This is a genomic window from Phytohabitans sp. LJ34, assembly GCF_052068095.1.
Classification (GTDB): Bacteria; Actinomycetota; Actinomycetes; order Mycobacteriales; family Micromonosporaceae; genus Phytohabitans.
Genome location: NZ_JBQHDG010000024.1, coordinates 79,389 through 93,820 on the forward strand (window position 1 = coordinate 79,389; position 14,432 = coordinate 93,820).

General features: G+C 73.1%; 14 protein-coding genes. 9 read left to right on the forward strand and 5 right to left on the reverse strand.

The genetic code is table 11. The features are described from left to right. Positions 1 to 18: 18 nt before the first annotated feature. Complete coding sequence (locus ACTMTJ_RS35460) at positions 19 to 1,338, reverse strand: ABC transporter substrate-binding protein (RefSeq protein ID WP_441223059.1); 1,320 nt, start codon at positions 1,336 to 1,338, stop codon at positions 19 to 21. A 176-nt stretch (positions 1,339 to 1,514) separates the two neighbouring features. On the opposite strand from ACTMTJ_RS35460, the gene ACTMTJ_RS35465 reads away from it, so the two are divergent. Beyond that, positions 1,515 to 2,243, forward strand: a complete 729-nt coding sequence (locus ACTMTJ_RS35465) for an SDR family oxidoreductase (protein ID WP_441223060.1) — start codon at positions 1,515 to 1,517, stop codon at positions 2,241 to 2,243. An 11-nt stretch (positions 2,244 to 2,254) separates the two neighbouring features. After that, entirely contained in the window at positions 2,255 to 2,656 is a 402-nt protein-coding gene (locus tag ACTMTJ_RS35470) for a carboxymuconolactone decarboxylase family protein (RefSeq protein WP_441223061.1), read from the forward strand. Between the two features lie 2 nt (positions 2,657 to 2,658). Here ACTMTJ_RS35470 and ACTMTJ_RS35475 read toward each other — a convergent pair whose 3' ends face one another. Further along, a complete protein-coding gene (locus ACTMTJ_RS35475; RefSeq protein ID WP_441223062.1) occupies positions 2,659 to 2,997 on the reverse strand; it encodes a winged helix-turn-helix transcriptional regulator in 339 nt (112 codons plus the stop codon). 64 nt (positions 2,998 to 3,061) lie between these two features. On the opposite strand from ACTMTJ_RS35475, the gene ACTMTJ_RS35480 reads away from it, so the two are divergent. Beyond that, positions 3,062 to 3,559 (forward strand): hemerythrin domain-containing protein, encoded by a 498-nt coding sequence (locus ACTMTJ_RS35480; RefSeq protein ID WP_441223063.1) that lies wholly within the window; start codon positions 3,062 to 3,064, stop codon positions 3,557 to 3,559. Positions 3,560 to 3,957: 398 nt separating this feature from the next. On the opposite strand, the gene ACTMTJ_RS35485 is transcribed toward ACTMTJ_RS35480, so the two are convergent. Further along, positions 3,958 to 4,860: an SMP-30/gluconolactonase/LRE family protein gene (locus ACTMTJ_RS35485; RefSeq protein WP_441223064.1), complete on the reverse strand. Its 903-nt coding sequence runs from the start codon at positions 4,858 to 4,860 to the stop codon at positions 3,958 to 3,960. 42 nt (positions 4,861 to 4,902) lie between these two features. Here ACTMTJ_RS35485 and ACTMTJ_RS35490 point away from each other — a divergent pair, with 42 nt between their 5' ends. From ACTMTJ_RS35490 to ACTMTJ_RS35515, 6 genes are read left to right on the forward strand one after another with little or no spacing between them, the layout of a single operon-like run. Next, complete coding sequence (locus tag ACTMTJ_RS35490) at positions 4,903 to 6,621, forward strand: dihydroxyacetone kinase family protein (protein WP_441223065.1); 1,719 nt, start codon at positions 4,903 to 4,905, stop codon at positions 6,619 to 6,621. Further along, positions 6,618 to 7,088 (forward strand): ribose-5-phosphate isomerase, encoded by a 471-nt coding sequence (locus tag ACTMTJ_RS35495; protein ID WP_441223066.1) that lies wholly within the window; start codon positions 6,618 to 6,620, stop codon positions 7,086 to 7,088. The genes ACTMTJ_RS35490 and ACTMTJ_RS35495 overlap by 4 nt, the downstream gene beginning before the upstream one ends. After that, complete coding sequence (locus ACTMTJ_RS35500) at positions 7,082 to 7,792, forward strand: triose-phosphate isomerase family protein (RefSeq protein WP_441223067.1); 711 nt, start codon at positions 7,082 to 7,084, stop codon at positions 7,790 to 7,792. Before ACTMTJ_RS35495 ends, ACTMTJ_RS35500 begins: the two co-directional genes overlap by 7 nt. Further along, positions 7,789 to 8,562, forward strand: a complete 774-nt coding sequence (locus tag ACTMTJ_RS35505; protein WP_441223068.1) for a sugar phosphate isomerase/epimerase family protein — start codon at positions 7,789 to 7,791, stop codon at positions 8,560 to 8,562. Before ACTMTJ_RS35500 ends, ACTMTJ_RS35505 begins: the two co-directional genes overlap by 4 nt. Then, positions 8,559 to 9,401 (forward strand): phosphogluconate dehydrogenase C-terminal domain-containing protein, encoded by an 843-nt coding sequence (locus ACTMTJ_RS35510; RefSeq protein WP_441223069.1) that lies wholly within the window; start codon positions 8,559 to 8,561, stop codon positions 9,399 to 9,401. Before ACTMTJ_RS35505 ends, ACTMTJ_RS35510 begins: the two co-directional genes overlap by 4 nt. 24 nt (positions 9,402 to 9,425) lie before the next feature. Further along, the gene (locus ACTMTJ_RS35515; RefSeq protein ID WP_441223070.1) at positions 9,426 to 10,448 is read left to right on the forward strand and encodes a LacI family DNA-binding transcriptional regulator; all 1,023 of its coding nucleotides are present in this window, start codon (positions 9,426 to 9,428) and stop codon (positions 10,446 to 10,448) included. A 581-nt stretch (positions 10,449 to 11,029) separates the two neighbouring features. Here the strand turns inward: ACTMTJ_RS35515 and ACTMTJ_RS35520 are convergent. Both ACTMTJ_RS35520 and ACTMTJ_RS35525 read right to left on the reverse strand, forming a co-directional pair. Beyond that, positions 11,030 to 12,112 carry an aldo/keto reductase gene (locus ACTMTJ_RS35520; protein WP_441223071.1) on the reverse strand — a complete coding sequence of 361 codons (1,083 nt, stop codon included), beginning with the start codon at positions 12,110 to 12,112 and terminating at the stop codon, positions 11,030 to 11,032. 122 nt (positions 12,113 to 12,234) lie between these two features. After that, positions 12,235 to 14,292: a TPM domain-containing protein gene (locus tag ACTMTJ_RS35525; protein WP_441223146.1), complete on the reverse strand. Its 2,058-nt coding sequence runs from the start codon at positions 14,290 to 14,292 to the stop codon at positions 12,235 to 12,237. Between the last annotated feature and the right edge of the window lie 140 nt (positions 14,293 to 14,432).

Sequence of the window (14,432 nt, forward strand, 5' to 3'; positions counted from 1 at the left end):
GCTTCCCTTCCAGCTGGGTCAGCGTGCCTGGTCCAGGTCCGCCTGGAGCGTGGCCATGTACTTGTCGGGCGCCATCTTCCCGGTGAGCAGCAGGGCGGCGTTGGTCTGCGCGTCCGAGGTGGTCTTGGCGTCCATGAGCGCCTCGAACCACAGCACGGTCTGGCTGGCCTTGCTGACGATCTCCTGGAGCTGCGATGTCAGCGGTGGCACGTTGCTGACCTGCTGGTTGGTACGGAAGCCGGAGATCACGCCCTGATTCTGCAACACGCTGCTGCCGTAGTTCTCGGCGACGCACTTGAGCCAGTCGCCGACCTTCGGCGTGTAGGACTTGGTGGCGAGGGCGGTCGCCGCACCGGCGTTCGCCGGCCACTGCGAGCTGTCACCCTTGCCGCCGGCCACGTTCGGGAACGGGATGAAGCCGACGTTCTCCGCGCCGATCTTGTTTTGCTTGGGGTCGTTGAGGTTGGCCAGGAACCACGAGCCGTTGTACATCATCGCGGCCTGGCCGTTGAGGAACTGCGCGTTCGCGGCGTCGGTGGTGCGGGAGGTGATCCCGTCGCCGAACATGCCCGCGGTGCCCAGGTCGGCGACGGCCTTGGCGGCCGCCACGTACTGCGGGTCGGTCAGCTTGGCCTCGTTCTTCTGGATCGCGAGCATCGCGTCCGGGCCGAGGCTGCGGAAGAGGTACATGCCGATCAGCCGGGTGATCGGCCAGCCCTGGCTGCCCGCCTCGGTGATCGGCACGACGCCGGCGCCCTTGAACTTCCGCCCGGCCGCGACGAGGTCGTCCCAGGTCTGCGGCGGCTGGACACCGTTGTCGGCGAAGAGTTTCTTGTTGTAGAAGATGCCTTCGATGTTGTACTGGAACGGCAGCGATGCCATGGAGCCGTAGGCCGACTTCACGGTCGAGGCCGCGGCCGGCAGGATGTTGTCCCAGACCCCGAGCTCTTTGAGGGTCTGCTCGTAGTCGACGATCAGCTTGCCCTTGCCCAGGTCGCCGGTGGGCTTCACCTGGGCGGTGCCGGCCACGAACATGACCGGCAGCGCGTCCTGGCTGGCCAGGAGCGTTATCTTCTGTACGACGTCCGACTGTGCGACGGTCTCACTACTCAGTGGCAGGGCCTGCTCGGCCGTGGCGCACTGGTTCTTCGACAGCGCGGTCAGCTCGTCCCGGATGATCGCATTTTCCGCCGGGGTGAGCAGGCTGAACTTGTCGGGAGCGGACCCGCCGCCACCCGAACCGTTGTCAGACGCACACCCGGCGAGCAGCAGCGCCGCCCCCGTTGCGGCCGTCACCCGGACGGCCCACCCGCGGCGCCCTGTCTTCGCTACCGACACGTTTCCTCCTCGTGAAGCGCGGCGGGACTTTGAAGCGTTTCAAAGCGGAGGTTAGCCCTGCCACCAACACGATGTCAAGGATCTCACAGGTGCAGGGCATTCCCCTTGCCACGGGTATGGCCCGTAACATTCACTGACGTTTGACAGGTTTCAAGTAGGGGTTGGAGGAGGCCGCAGTGAAGCTCTCCGGCAAGCGGGCCGTCGTCACCGGCGCCGCGGGCGCGCTGGGCACCGTCATCGCCAAGCACCTGACCGCCGAGGGCGCCCAGGTGGCCGGCCTCGACCTCAACGCCGACGGCCTGGCCGCCAACGGCGCGCTGACGCTGACCGAGCCGGTCGACCTCACCGACTTCGACGCCGTCCAGACCGCCGTCGGGCGGGTCACCGGCGTCTGGGGCGGCGTCGACATCCTGGTCAACGGCGCCGGCGGCGGCGCGGTCGCGTTCTTCCACGAGATGAGCTACGAGACCTGGACGACCCAGGTCGACCGCAACCTCACCACGGTCTTCAACGTCACCCGCGCCGTGCTCCCGTCGATGCTCGCCCAGTCGCACGGCCGCATCGTCAACATCGCCTCGGTGGCGGCCATCGCCGGCGGCCGCCTGGTCCGCGGCGCCACCGCCTACGCGGCCGCGAAGGCAGGCGTGGTCGGCCTGACCAAGGCGCTCGCGATCGAGGTGGCCGAGCGGGGCGTGACCGTCAACTGCATCGCACCGGGCGCGCAGGCCACGCCCGGCCGCGACCGCGACACGCCGGAACGCCGCGAGGCGCTGCTGGCCCAGATCCCGACCCGCCTGCTCGGCGAGCCAGGCGACCTGGCCGAGACGATCGTGTTTCTGGCGTCACCCGCCGCCGTGAACATCACCGGCGTCGTCCTCCCGCTCGACGGCGGGCACTCGATCTGAAAGGTTCGCACGTGAGCGACCGGCTGGAACAAGGCAAGCGCAAGTTCGAGGAGCTCTACGGCGAAGGCAAGGCCGACGGCCTGATCGCCATGCAGACCGGCCTGGCCCAGGACCTGGCGCGGTACGGCATCGAGTTCAACTTCGGCGACATCTACTCCCGCCCCGGCCTGACCCTGGCCCAGCGCGAGATGATCACCCTCGGCGCACTTGTCGCCCTCGGCGGGCTGGAACCCCAGCTGAAGGGCCACACGCGGGGCGCGCTGAACGCCGGCCTGACGCCGACCGAGATCCTGGAGACGGTGATCCACGTCGTGCAGTACGCCGGCTTTCCGCGAGCGCTCAACGCCATCCGCGTCGTGACCGACACGCTCGTCGAGTGCGGCGCCGAGATCCCCGAGCCGCTCGGCCCGTGACCTCAGCGGTGGACGAAGTCGGGGTGCCGCAGGCTCCACGCCAGCAGCGGCCGCAACGCCTCGATCAGCTGCTCACCCCGGGCCGTGGGCGCGTAGAGGACCTGCACCGGCGAGCTCGGGATCACCGTCCGCGTGATCAGGTCCTGGCGCTCCAACTCGCGCAGCCGCTGCGTCAGCATCCGGTCGGAGATGCCGGTGACGAGCGCCCGGTACTGCCCGAACCGCCGGGCCCCGTGCGCCCCGGCCAGCAGGATCACGCCGACCCAGCGCCGGCCGATCAGCTCCAGGATCGGCTGGAACGCCTCGCACGTCGCGTCGTCGGCCACACCAATCTGAGTCACTTACCGATCGTAAGTTACTAACCCGGTTTTGCCGAGCGGGCCGGACCTCGACGAGCCTGGGTGCGTGACGACACGAGAAGCCTCATTGTTCGGCGAGCTGCTGCGCGTGCACGACATGCTCCGCCGCGACCTCGCCGCCGTGAAGGAGATCGCCGCGGCGGCCGCGGCCGGCGAGCCGGCGGTGCGGGTCCGCGACGGCCTGGACGCCCTGCACGCGCGGGGTCCGCTCCTTCAGCTCAAGGCCAACTGCCTGGGCTACTGCCAGCTGGTCCACGCGCACCACGGCGGCGAGGACGGCATGCTCTTCCCCGCGGTGCGCCGGGCGGCACCCCACCTCGCCGGGACCGTCGACCGGCTGGAGGAGGACCATCGCACCGTCAGCGACCTCCTCGACAAGATCGAGGCGGCCGCCCGAGACCTCGGGAGCGACGGCGACGCCGCCCGCGTGCGGCTGGTCGAGGCGCTCGACAGCCTGACCACCCACCTGCACGAGCACCTCGCGTTCGAGGAACAGGCGCTCGCGCCGGTCCTGCGCACCTGGACGCACTGGCCGGGCCACTAGAGACCTTTCGGGGTCGGGCTTTCGAATTCCTTTAGGACGGAGATTTGAGCTACCGCGATGTCCGTCGTGGTCCGGACCGTTGCTCCCGCGGCCTCACCCTTCGCGGCTGGTCACGCTGACCCCGGCGGGGGTGAGGATTTGTCCACGATGTCCGTAGCCGGGTCGACGCGGATGGCGGGCAGCGAAGCCTGTCACCAGCAGTAACGGCCGCGAGGAACGCGGACGTGGATGGTGGAGATCTAGGAGAGTTAGGGCGCTATTTCAGCCCTAACTCTCCTAGATCTCGAAGTCCCGGCCCCGGGCCGGTAACGCCGTGTCACAACGGGTGCGGCCACAGCCGCACCGACCCGCGCGGTTGGCCGGCTTCGCCGGGCCGGGTAAGCGTCCGTGCCACCGCACTAGCGACGCGGGACGCGGATGCGGATGCGGTAGAGGCGTGTCGCCCCCGTGATGTAGAGGTCGGGGCCGCCGAAGCAGACGTTGGAGACGACCTCGGGCACCGGGATCTCGCCGAGGCGCGCGCCGTCCGGGCCCAGCACCTGCACGCCCGAGCCGCTGGAGGTCCAGATTCGGCCCTCCTCGTCGACGCGGAGGCCGTCCGGGCAGCCGGGTGAGATCTCGGCCAGCACGCGGCCGCGCTCGCACGTGCCGTCGGGCGTCACGTCGTACGCGCGGATGTGGTGGTGGCCGGCGGGGCGGTGCAGGACCGAGGTGTCCGACACGTACAGGGTGCGGCCGTCGGGCGAGAAGGCCAGGCCGTTGGGGTGGACCATGTCGGTGACCACGGGCGTGGTCCGGCCGGTGCGCTCGTCGTGGCGGAAGACGTAGCAGCCGCCGTACTCGGGCTCGGCGACGTGGCCCTGCCGGTCCGAGAGGATGCCGTAGGGCGGGTCGGTGAACCAGATCGCCCCGTCCGGGCCGACCACGACGTCGTTGGGCGAGTTGAGGCGCTTGCCGTCCCAGGTGTCGACGATCGTGGCCACGCCGGTCGCCGTCTCGCGCTCCACCGCGCGCCGCCCGTGCGAGCAGTGCACCACGGCACCGGCCGCGTCCAGGGTGCGGCCGTTGACGAAGCCCGCCTCGGTGCGGTGGACGGTGGTGCGGCCGGTGTCCGGTGCGTACTCGAGGATCCGGTCGTTCGGGATGTCGCTCCACCGCAACCGGCCGGCGGCGGGCAACCACGCCGGACCTTCGCCCCATCGCGTGCCTGTCGCTAACGTTTCAAGCTTGCTGCTGGGAGCGGTCAACGCGGCCATGTGCCGAAGTATCCCAGGGATTTCGGCTGTTCCGGTAGCCGGCATGATCCGCTATGCTTGACACGTTTCAATCACGGAGGTGCGCTCGTGACCCGCTTGGCAAACGACCCGGCACGCTTCGCGGAGGAGTCCGCCGCGGGGTTCGCGCGGGCGTTCGGGGCGTGGGTGCGCCCCGTGCCGGGCGGAGTGGCGCGCCGCACCGTCGAGCCGGCTCCGCACGTCGCGCTCGTCGTGGGCGGTGGCTCCGGGCACTACCCGGCGTTCGCGGGCCTGGTCGGGCCCGGGCTCGCGAGCGCCGCCGCCATGGGCGACCTCTTCGCCTCGCCCTCGGCCCAGCAGGTCTACAGCGTGGCCCGCGCCGCCGACCGCGGCCGGGGCGTGCTGCTCGGCTACGGCAACTACGCGGGCGACGTGCTCAACTTCGACCAGGCACAGGCCCGGCTGCGCGCCGACGGCGTACCGTGCGAGACCGTCCTGGTCACCGACGACATCTCCAGCGCACCCCCGGGCGACCGCGCGCTCCGTCGTGGGATAGCCGGTGGCCTTTTCGTGTACAAGGTGGCCGGCGCCGCCGCGGCGGAAGGGCGCCCGCTCGACGAGGTGGCCCGGGTGGCGCGGCGGGCCAACGACCGCACCCGCACGCTCGGCGTGGCCTTCGGCGGGTGCACGCTGCCGGGCGCGGGCGAGCCGCTGTTCACCGTGCCGGCCGGGCGGATGGCCGTCGGCATGGGCATCCACGGCGAGCCCGGCATCGAGGAGGCCGACGTGCCCACCGCGGACGAGCTGGCCGGCCGGCTCGTCGACGCGCTGCTGGCCGAGCTTCCCGAGGACCTGACGGCGGCGCGGGACGGGCGGGCGGTCGCGATCCTCAATGGACTCGGCGCGGTCAAGTACGAGGAGCTTTTTGTGCTGTACGGCGCGGTCGCCGAGCGCCTCGACGCGGCCGGCGTCCACATCGTCGAGCCGGAGGTCGGCGAGCTCGTCACCAGCCTCGACATGGCCGGCGTCTCGCTCACCCTGTGCTGGCTCGACGACGAGCTGGAGCCACTGTGGAGGGCCGCGGCCGACACGCCCGCCTACCGCAAAGGCACCGTCGCCACGGGCACTGTGCCCGCCGGCGGTGAGGCACCCGTGCGTACCAGGGAAATAGAGAGCGCCCCCGAGGCCGGCCGGCGGGGCGCCGCGGCGGTGCGGGACGCCCTCGCCGCCGCGGTCCGGGTCCTGGGCGAGCACGCCGACCACCTCGGCCGGCTCGACGCGGTGGCCGGCGACGGCGACCACGGCATCGGCATGCGGCGCGGCGCGGAGGCGGCCTTCGAGGCGGCCGGGCGGGTGGTGGCCGCGGGCGGCGGCACCGGCACCGCGCTGCGCCTCGCCGGCGACGCCTGGGCGGATCGGGCCGGCGGCACCTCCGGGGCGCTGTGGGGCGTGGGCCTGCGCGCGCTCGGCGAGGTGGTCGGCGACCGGGACGAGCCGGCGGCGGCCGCGCTCGCGCTCGCGGTCGCCGCCGCGACGGACGCCATCGTGGACGCCGGCGGCGCGAAGGTCGGCGACAAGACGATGGTCGACGTGCTGGTGCCGTTCCGGGACGCGTTCGAGGCCGCAGCGGCCGGCGGGGCGCGGACCGCGCTCGAAGCGGCCGTGCCGGTGGCGGAGCGGGCCGCCCGCGCGACCGCGGCCCTCCTGCCGCGGAAGGGCCGGGCGCGGCCGCACGGGGAGCGGAGCCGCGGCACCCCCGACCCGGGCGCGACGTCGCTGGCGCTGCTGCTGCGCGCGCTTCTGGACACAGTGGAGGCACAGGCATGAGAAGTCGCTGGCGGATCGTGGTCGGCTCGGACGACGCCGGATACGACTACAAGGAGGTCCTCAAGCGGGATCTCGAGTCGAGCGAGCTCGTCGAGTCCGTGGTGGACGTCGGGGTGGCCGCCGACGGGCGCACCGCCTACCCGCACATCGCGGTCGCCGCCGCCCAGCTGGTCGCGGACGGCAAGGCCGACCGGGCCCTGCTGGTCTGCGGCACCGGGCTGGGCGTCGCCATCGCGGCCAACAAGGTGCGGGGCGTGCGGGCGGTGACCGCGCACGACTCGTACTCGGTGGAGCGCGCCGTGCTCAGCAACAACGCCCAGGTGCTCGCGCTCGGTCAGCGCGTGGTCGGCCTGGAGCTGGCCCGCCGCCTGGCCCGCGAGTGGCTGACCCACCGCTTCGACGAAAGCTCGCCCTCGGCGGAGAAGGTGCGCGTGCTCGACGGCTACGACGCGGAGGCCCCATGCTGACGATCGGGGTCAGCCTCAAGCTCTACGTCGACATCCCGTCCACACTCGACTGGTGCGAGCGGGTGGTGGCGCTGGCCGCCGACCGTCCGGCCATCGTGGACGGTCGCGTACGGCTGTGGGTGGCGCCGAGCCTGCCCGCGATCCCGCTGGTGCTCGACCGGGTGCGCGGCTCGGCGCTCGCGGTCGGCGCACAGGACCTGTTCTGGGCCGAGCGGGGGCCGTACACGGGCGCGGTCAGCGGCGCCGACCTCGCCGCGCTCGGCTGCCGGTACGCGGTCGTGGGGCACGCCGAGCGCCGCCGCCTCTTCGGCGAGGACGACACGGTGGTGGCGGCCAAGACGGCGGCCGCGCTCCGCAGTGGACTGACGCCGGTGATCTGCGTCGGTGAGACGTCACCCGGGCCGGGGGCGGCCTGCGAGTGCCTGCGGCAGCTGGACGCGGCCGCTGCGGCGGCTCCCGCGATCGTCGCCTACGAGCCCGTCTGGGCGATCGGTGCCGCCGAGCCGGCCGGCCCGGACCACATCGCGGCCATCTGCCACGCGCTGCGCGGCGGCGGGCACCCCGTCATCTACGGCGGCAGCGCCGGACCCGGCCTGCTGACCAAGCTCGGCGGCGCGGTGGACGGCCTGTTCCTGGGCCGGTTCGCGCACGACCCGGCCGCGCTCGCCGACGTGCTCGACGAAGCGGAGGCGCTGAGCGGATGATCGGCCTCAGCACGTACGCCTTCTTCTGGCAGCACTCCCCCCGCGTCGCCGAGCCGCTGACCGTCGAGGAGATGCTCGACCGGACGGCCGCGCTCGGCGCCGAGGTGTTCCAGATCTGCGACCACCCGGACGTGGCCGGCTTCGACGACGCGCGGCTGGACGCGCTCGCGGCGCGGGCGCGGGACGCGGGCGTGGCGCTGGAGCTCGGCACGCGCGGCACGGCGGTCGCGCACCTCGACGCGTACCTGCGGCTGGCCACCCACCTCCACGCCCGCCTGGTGCGCACGATGGTGACGGGGCCCTCCGCGGAAGGCGAGCTGAAAGCGGTGCTGCCGCGCTATGCGGCGGCGGGCGTGACCATCGCGCTGGAGACCTACGAGCGGGTGCCCTCCGCGCAGCTCGTCGCGCTCGTCGAGCGGATCGACCATCCCCACCTGGGCATCTGCCTCGACCCGGCCAACTGCGTGGCCGCGCTGGAACACCCCGACGACGTCGTCGACGCGGCCGCGCCGCACGTGGTCAACCTGCACGTCAAAGACTTCGCCTTCACCCGGGACGAGGGCTGGGTCGGCTTCCGCCTGGCCGGCGCCCCGCTCGGCGAGGGCGCGCTCGACCTCGACCGGCTCTTCGCACGGGTGCGGCCGGCTGAGCGAGGGATCAGTCAGGTGATCGAGCACTGGCTGCCGTGGCAAGGCGACGAGGACGGCACGGTGGCGCTGGAGCGCCGCTGGACCGCGCACAACCTCGCGTACCTGAGGAGGAGAGCATGAAGATCGCGGTGATCGGCGCGGGCGGCAAGATGGGCATGCGCGTCTCGGACAACCTGGCGCGCACCGACCACGACGTGCGCTACGTGGAGAACGCCCCCGCCGGCCGCGAACGGGTCGCCGCCGCCGGCCGGCCCCTGTCCGAGACCGGGACGGCGGCGCCCGACGCGGACGTGGTCGTCCTGGCGGTACCCGATGTGGCCCTCGCGGCGGTGTCGGCCGCGGTGGTCCCGCTGCTGCGGGCGGGCGCGACGGTGCTGACGCTCGACCCCGCGGCGGCCTACGCGGGCGTCCTGCACCGCCGCGACGACGTCCACTACGCGGTCGCCCACCCGTGCCACCCCTCGGTCTTCCTGGAACGGACGGCGCCCGAGGAGTACGCGGACAGCTTCGGTGGCGTGGCCGCCCCGCAGGACGTGGTGGCCGCGTTCGAGGGCCCGGAGGCGGAACGCGCCGTGGCCGAGGAGGTCATCCGCGTCATGTACGGCCCGGTGCTCGACCTCCACTGGGTCACCGTCAAGCAGCTCGCCGTGCTGGAGCCGACGCTGGTGGAGACGGTGGCGTGCATGGTCGGCGACCTGCTCCGCGAGGCGCTCCACGAGACCGTCCACACGGTCGGGGTGCCCGAGGGCGCCGCCCGCGCGATGCTGCACGGGCACATCCAGGTCGCGCTGAGTAATACGCTGCGCGGTGCCAACCCGTTCTCCGACGGGTGCCGCATCGCCATGGACTACGGGCGCGAGACCATCGTGCGGCCCGACTGGAAGAAGATATTCGACGATGCCGAGCTCGACCGGGTGATCGCCCGGATGCTCCGATTGGAGACCGCGCCCACGCCGTAGGACGCGATCACGTTTACTAGCAGCATGGGGTTCGAGGTGCCGAGAGTTGGGATCCGGGAGGTCGCCGCGGCGGCCGGCGTTTCCATGGGCACGGTGTCGCACTTCCTCAACCACCCCGACCGGGTGTCGGCGGAGAAGGCGAAGCGCATCCAGGAGGCCATCGACCGGCTCGGCTTCGTCCGCAACAACGCCGGCCGCCAGCTGCGGCTCGGCCACAGCACCACGATCGCGTACATCGTGCCGGACGTGAGCAACCCGTTCTTCGCCACCATCGCCGAGGGCGTCGAGCGGCGGGCCGCCCAGGCCGGGCTGTCGGTGTTCGTCGCCAACTCGGGCGGCGACCCGGCCCGCGAAGACTCCTACCTCGACCTCTTCGAGGAGCACGGCGTGCGCGGCATGCTCGTCGCGTCACCGCGCGCCATCGAAGACCGCCTGGCGGCCATCCGCGGGCGCGGCACCCCCTCGGTGCTGGTCGGCCAGCGGGCCAGCGCACCGGCCCAGCCGTCGGTCTCCATCGACGACGTCTCCGGCGGCTACACGGCGGTCCGCCACCTCGTCGACATCGGCTGCCAGCACATCGCCTTCGTCGGCGGCCCGCTCTCCATCCGCCAGGTCGCCGACCGCCTCCAGGGCGCGAGCGACGCGATCCGCGAGTCCGGCTCCGCCACCCTGGAGATCATCGCGAGCGAGCCCCGCGTCATCGCCACCGGCCACAAGGTCGCCGCCGAGCTGATCGGCCGCACCCAGGGCCGCCGCCCCGACGGCATCTTCGCGGTCAACGACCTGCTCGGCATCGGCCTCGTGCAAACCCTCGCCACCGGCGGCGTCGACGTGCCGGAGGAGGTCGCGGTGGTCGGCTACGACGACATCGAGTACGCGGAAAACTCGTTCGTGCCGCTCTCCTCGGTGCGCCCGCCCCACGAAGACTTCGGCGTGGCCGCGATAGACCTGCTGCTCGCGGTGCTCGGCGAGACCCCACCGCCCGAGGAAAACCACCTGGTCTTCACCCCCGACCTGGTAGTCCGCCGCAGCTCGTCCCGCGCCTAGCCCCCCGGGCGGCGCCTAGTGGCGGACGTCGCGGCCCCGAAACTGGGCTACCGCGATGTCCGTCGCGGTCCAGACCGCTGCTCCCGCGGCCTCACCCGTCCGCCGCTGGTCGCGATCACCCTGCGCGCAACCGGCCGGGAGGAAAGGGGGCGTGGTGACGGAGCTCGCGCCAGGCGGTGGCCGACGTTTGTCCACAATGTCTGTTCCCGGATCGGCGATCCGGGAAGGCAACGGGGTTGTCGTCGCCGCGGGTAACCGCCACGAGGGTGCGAGCGGGCGCGAGGTTCGAGATTTAGGAGAGAGTTAGGGCGCTATTTCAACCCTAAGTCTCCTAGATCTCGAAGTCTGGCCCGTTTGGCTGGTTACGCTGCGTCAGGGTGGCGCGGGTGGGGGCCGCGCCGACCCGCTCGGGGCTTGCACCGCGGAGCTGGCAGTGGACGGCCGGGGGGTTCGGCGAGCGCTGCGAGCCGCCGGCCGGGAACGGTGCCCGCGGGAGCATACGGTCCGCAGCTGACGCGGACGTGGGCAAATCTGCCTTGAAACAACGCACGACGAACGGCGACCCTGACCCCGAAAGGTCTCTAGTAGCGGACGTCGCTTTGTAGGAGAGGTGGGTACACGGTGGACGGTTCGCCGTCCACTGTGGTGCCGGCGAACTGGAGCATGGCGCGCAGCGGGCCGTTCAGCGGTGCCGGGTAGTCGAGGTCCGGAGTGGACACCCCGTCGAGGCGAGCCAGGTGTGCCGGGGTGAGGGTCGTGTCGAGGGCGGCCAGGTTGGCCTCCAGGTGCTCGACGCGCCGGGCGCCGACGATCGGGACCACCGTGCCTTCGCGGGCGTGTAGCCAGGCCAGTGCGACCGCGGCCGAGGTGGTCCCCAGGTCGTCGGCGACCGCGGCGACGGTGTCGATGACCTTGTACTCGTCGTCGGTGGGGCCGCCGACGTAGGCCGTACGGGCGGAGTCGGTCACCTGGGCGCCACGGCGGTACTTGCCGGAGAGGAAGCCGTTCTTCAGCGGGCTCCACGGGACCAGCGCCATGCCCTGGTCGCGGGCCAGCGGGGCGATCTCGCCCTCGACGGTGCGGGCCAGCAGCGAGTACTCGACCTGGAGCGCGACCAGCGGGGTCCAACCTTTCAGCTGTGCCATGGTCTGGGCCCGCGCGACGACCCAGGCGGGCGTGTTGGAGAAGCCGAGGTAGCGCACCTTTCCGGCCCGCACCAGGTCGTCGAGGGTGCGCATGGTCTCCTCGACGGGCGTGTTGCGGTCCCAGTTGTGCAGCCAGTAGAGGTCGAGGTAGTCGGTGCGCATGCGGCGCAGGGTCTCGTGGAGCTGGGCGATGATGGCGCCGCGGCCGGCGCCGCCGCCGTTGGGGTCGCCGGGATGCATGTTGCCGAAGAACTTGGACGCCAGCACCACGTGTTCGCGGCGGCCGGGGTGTGCGGCGAAGAAGTCGCCGAGGATCTTCTCGGAGTGGCCGTTGGTGTAGAAGTTGGCGGTGTCGACGAAGTTGCCGCCGCGGTCGAGGTAGCTGGCGAGGATCTTCTCCGACTCCTCGACGCCGCACCCGGCGCCACCGGGGTCCTCGCCGAAGGTCATGGCGCCGAGCGCGAACGGGCTGACCCGCAGCCCCGAGCGGCCGAGGGTGACGTAGCGGTCGAGCGGCATGGCGTGTTCTCCTCGCGTTTCGGATCGGTACTCCCATCGAAACGCCGGGGACGACGCCGGCGTAGACCGATCCGCGCGAGGTCTTGCACGATCCTCCCGAACGCGGGACTAGGCCGGCGGGTTCAGAAGCGGCCTCCGCCGGTGCGGCGGGCGCGGCTGCCGCTGCCGCCGAAGCCGCCGCCGCGAAACCCACCGCCACCCCAGCCGCGTGAACGGCCACCGCCGCCACCGCCGGACAGGATGCCGCCGAGCAGTACGCCCAACAGGACGTCCGTGCCGCCGCCACCGCCACCGAAGCCGGGTGGCGACCACTGGTCCACGTTGGACTGTGCGGAGCGGCCGGCCTCGGCGGCGAGCTGGCTGGCCCGCTGGGCCTCGGGCAGCGCGGCGGCCGGGTCGGACGCGGCCAGCGCCTCGGCGCGGGCGAGGTGTTGTTGCGCCTGGGCCAGCCAGGCGCGCGGCTGGCTGGCGACCGCGCCCCGGCGGGTGGCGATGAAGTCACCGGCGGCGGCCACCTCGGCGCGGGCGGCGAGCAGCGCGTGGTCGAGCATCGCCCGGGCCCGCGCGGCCCGCTCGCCGGCGTCGCGGATCTCGGCGAGCGCGCGGTCGAGCGCGGCGTCGGCTGCTTCCAGCCGGGCGGTCACGGAGAGCGGGTCGATCGTGGGTGCGGCGACCGCCGCTCGCGCCGCCGCGAGGGCCTGCTCGGCGACGGCGACCGCGGCCGCCAGGCCCGCCGTCTCCGGCCGTGACGCGGTGACCTCGGCCGGCAGGCCCGCCGTCTCCGGCCGTGACGCGGTGACCTCGGCCGCCGAACCCGCCGTTGCCTGCCGCGCCGCCCGGGCGGCGGCGAGGTCGGCCTCGACCTCGGCCAGGAGGGCGTCGATGCCGGCTCGCGCGGCGTCGAGGTCGGTGCGGCCGCGTTCGACGGCGTCGAGCAGCGTGCCGGCCTGGTCGAGCGCCTCCTCGGCCGCGCGCACGGCGAGCGCGGCGCGCGGGCGGTCGCCGGCCGCGACGGCCTCGGTGGCCTGCGCGGTCACGGACGCGGCGAACTCCAGCCGCTGCCGCGCCTGGTCGACGTTGCCGGCGATCGCGGTCGCCGCCGGGCCGACATAGCCGGCGCGTACCGCGTCGAGCGCGGCGGACGCCGCCGGGATGCGCGCCTCGAGCGCCGTACGCCGCTCGGTCGCCTCGGCCGCTTCGGCCTCGACCCGGGCCTCCAGGTCACGCAGCGCGTCGAACGCCTCGGACTCCGCGTCCAGCCGGCCGTCCGCCGCAGTGCACCGCCGGATGATCTCCTCGAGCGTGCTTCGCCGGGTCGCCTCGTCCGGGCCGGGCGTCTCGTCGAGCGTCAGCCGCAGCCGGAACGCCTCGGCGACGTCCTGCCGCGCGCTCTCCAGGGCCGCGGTGTACGACGCGGTCGCCTCCGCGCCGTAGCGGCCGGTGGCCAGGGCCAGCTCCTGCTCGCTGGTGCGCAGGTCGTTGTCGAGCTCGACGAGCAGGTCGTTGGCCCTGGTGGTCAGCTCGGCCGTACTCGGCCCGGCCGGTGCCGGCGGGCGTGGCCGGCGGCGCCGCAGCAGCCACAGGACCAGCAGGACACCGGCCACGACGGCGAGCAGGCAGAGCGCGCCGGCGATCCACGTGCCGGCGCCGCCACCGCCGCCGGGGTCGGCCTCGCCCGGCCGGATCCGCGGGCTGGGCACCGCCTGGCCGGCGAGCACGGCCCGGTAGCCGTCGGCGGCCCCGACCGCCGCGCCGGCCCAGTCGTTGGCCGACAGCGCCGGCTCGATCGCCACCGCGGCGACGACGTCGAGCTGGGTGTCGGTCAGCGGGAACTCGGTGTCGAACGCGTACGCGTACGAGCGGTCGCGGGTGGCCACGGCGAGCACCGCGTCGCGCCGGCCGAAGTCGCTGCGGGTGGCGGTCTCGTCGGCCCACTGCTGGGCGGGCGTGCCGTCGAACGAGCGTACGTACACGACGAAGAGCCGCAGCCCGCCGTCGGCCCGCAGCCGGTCGAGCGCGGCCTCCACTTCGGCGCGGCGCCCGTCCAGGGCGCCCACCTCGTCGGTGACCTGGCCGTCCAGGCGCATCGGCCGGTCCGCCCGGGCCGGGGCGGCGAGCGCGAACCCGCCGGTAAGGATGGCCAGGGCCACCGCGACGGCCACGCGGGCCGGGCGCAACATCGACGACACCGGGACAGGCTAGCCCCCGGGCCACGCGTTACGCCCCGCGGTCAGTAACCACCGCCTCCGCCCCCGCCCCCACCGCCGCCCGCGGACAGCGCGACGATGACAATCACTACCACGACCGCCACGATGGCGAT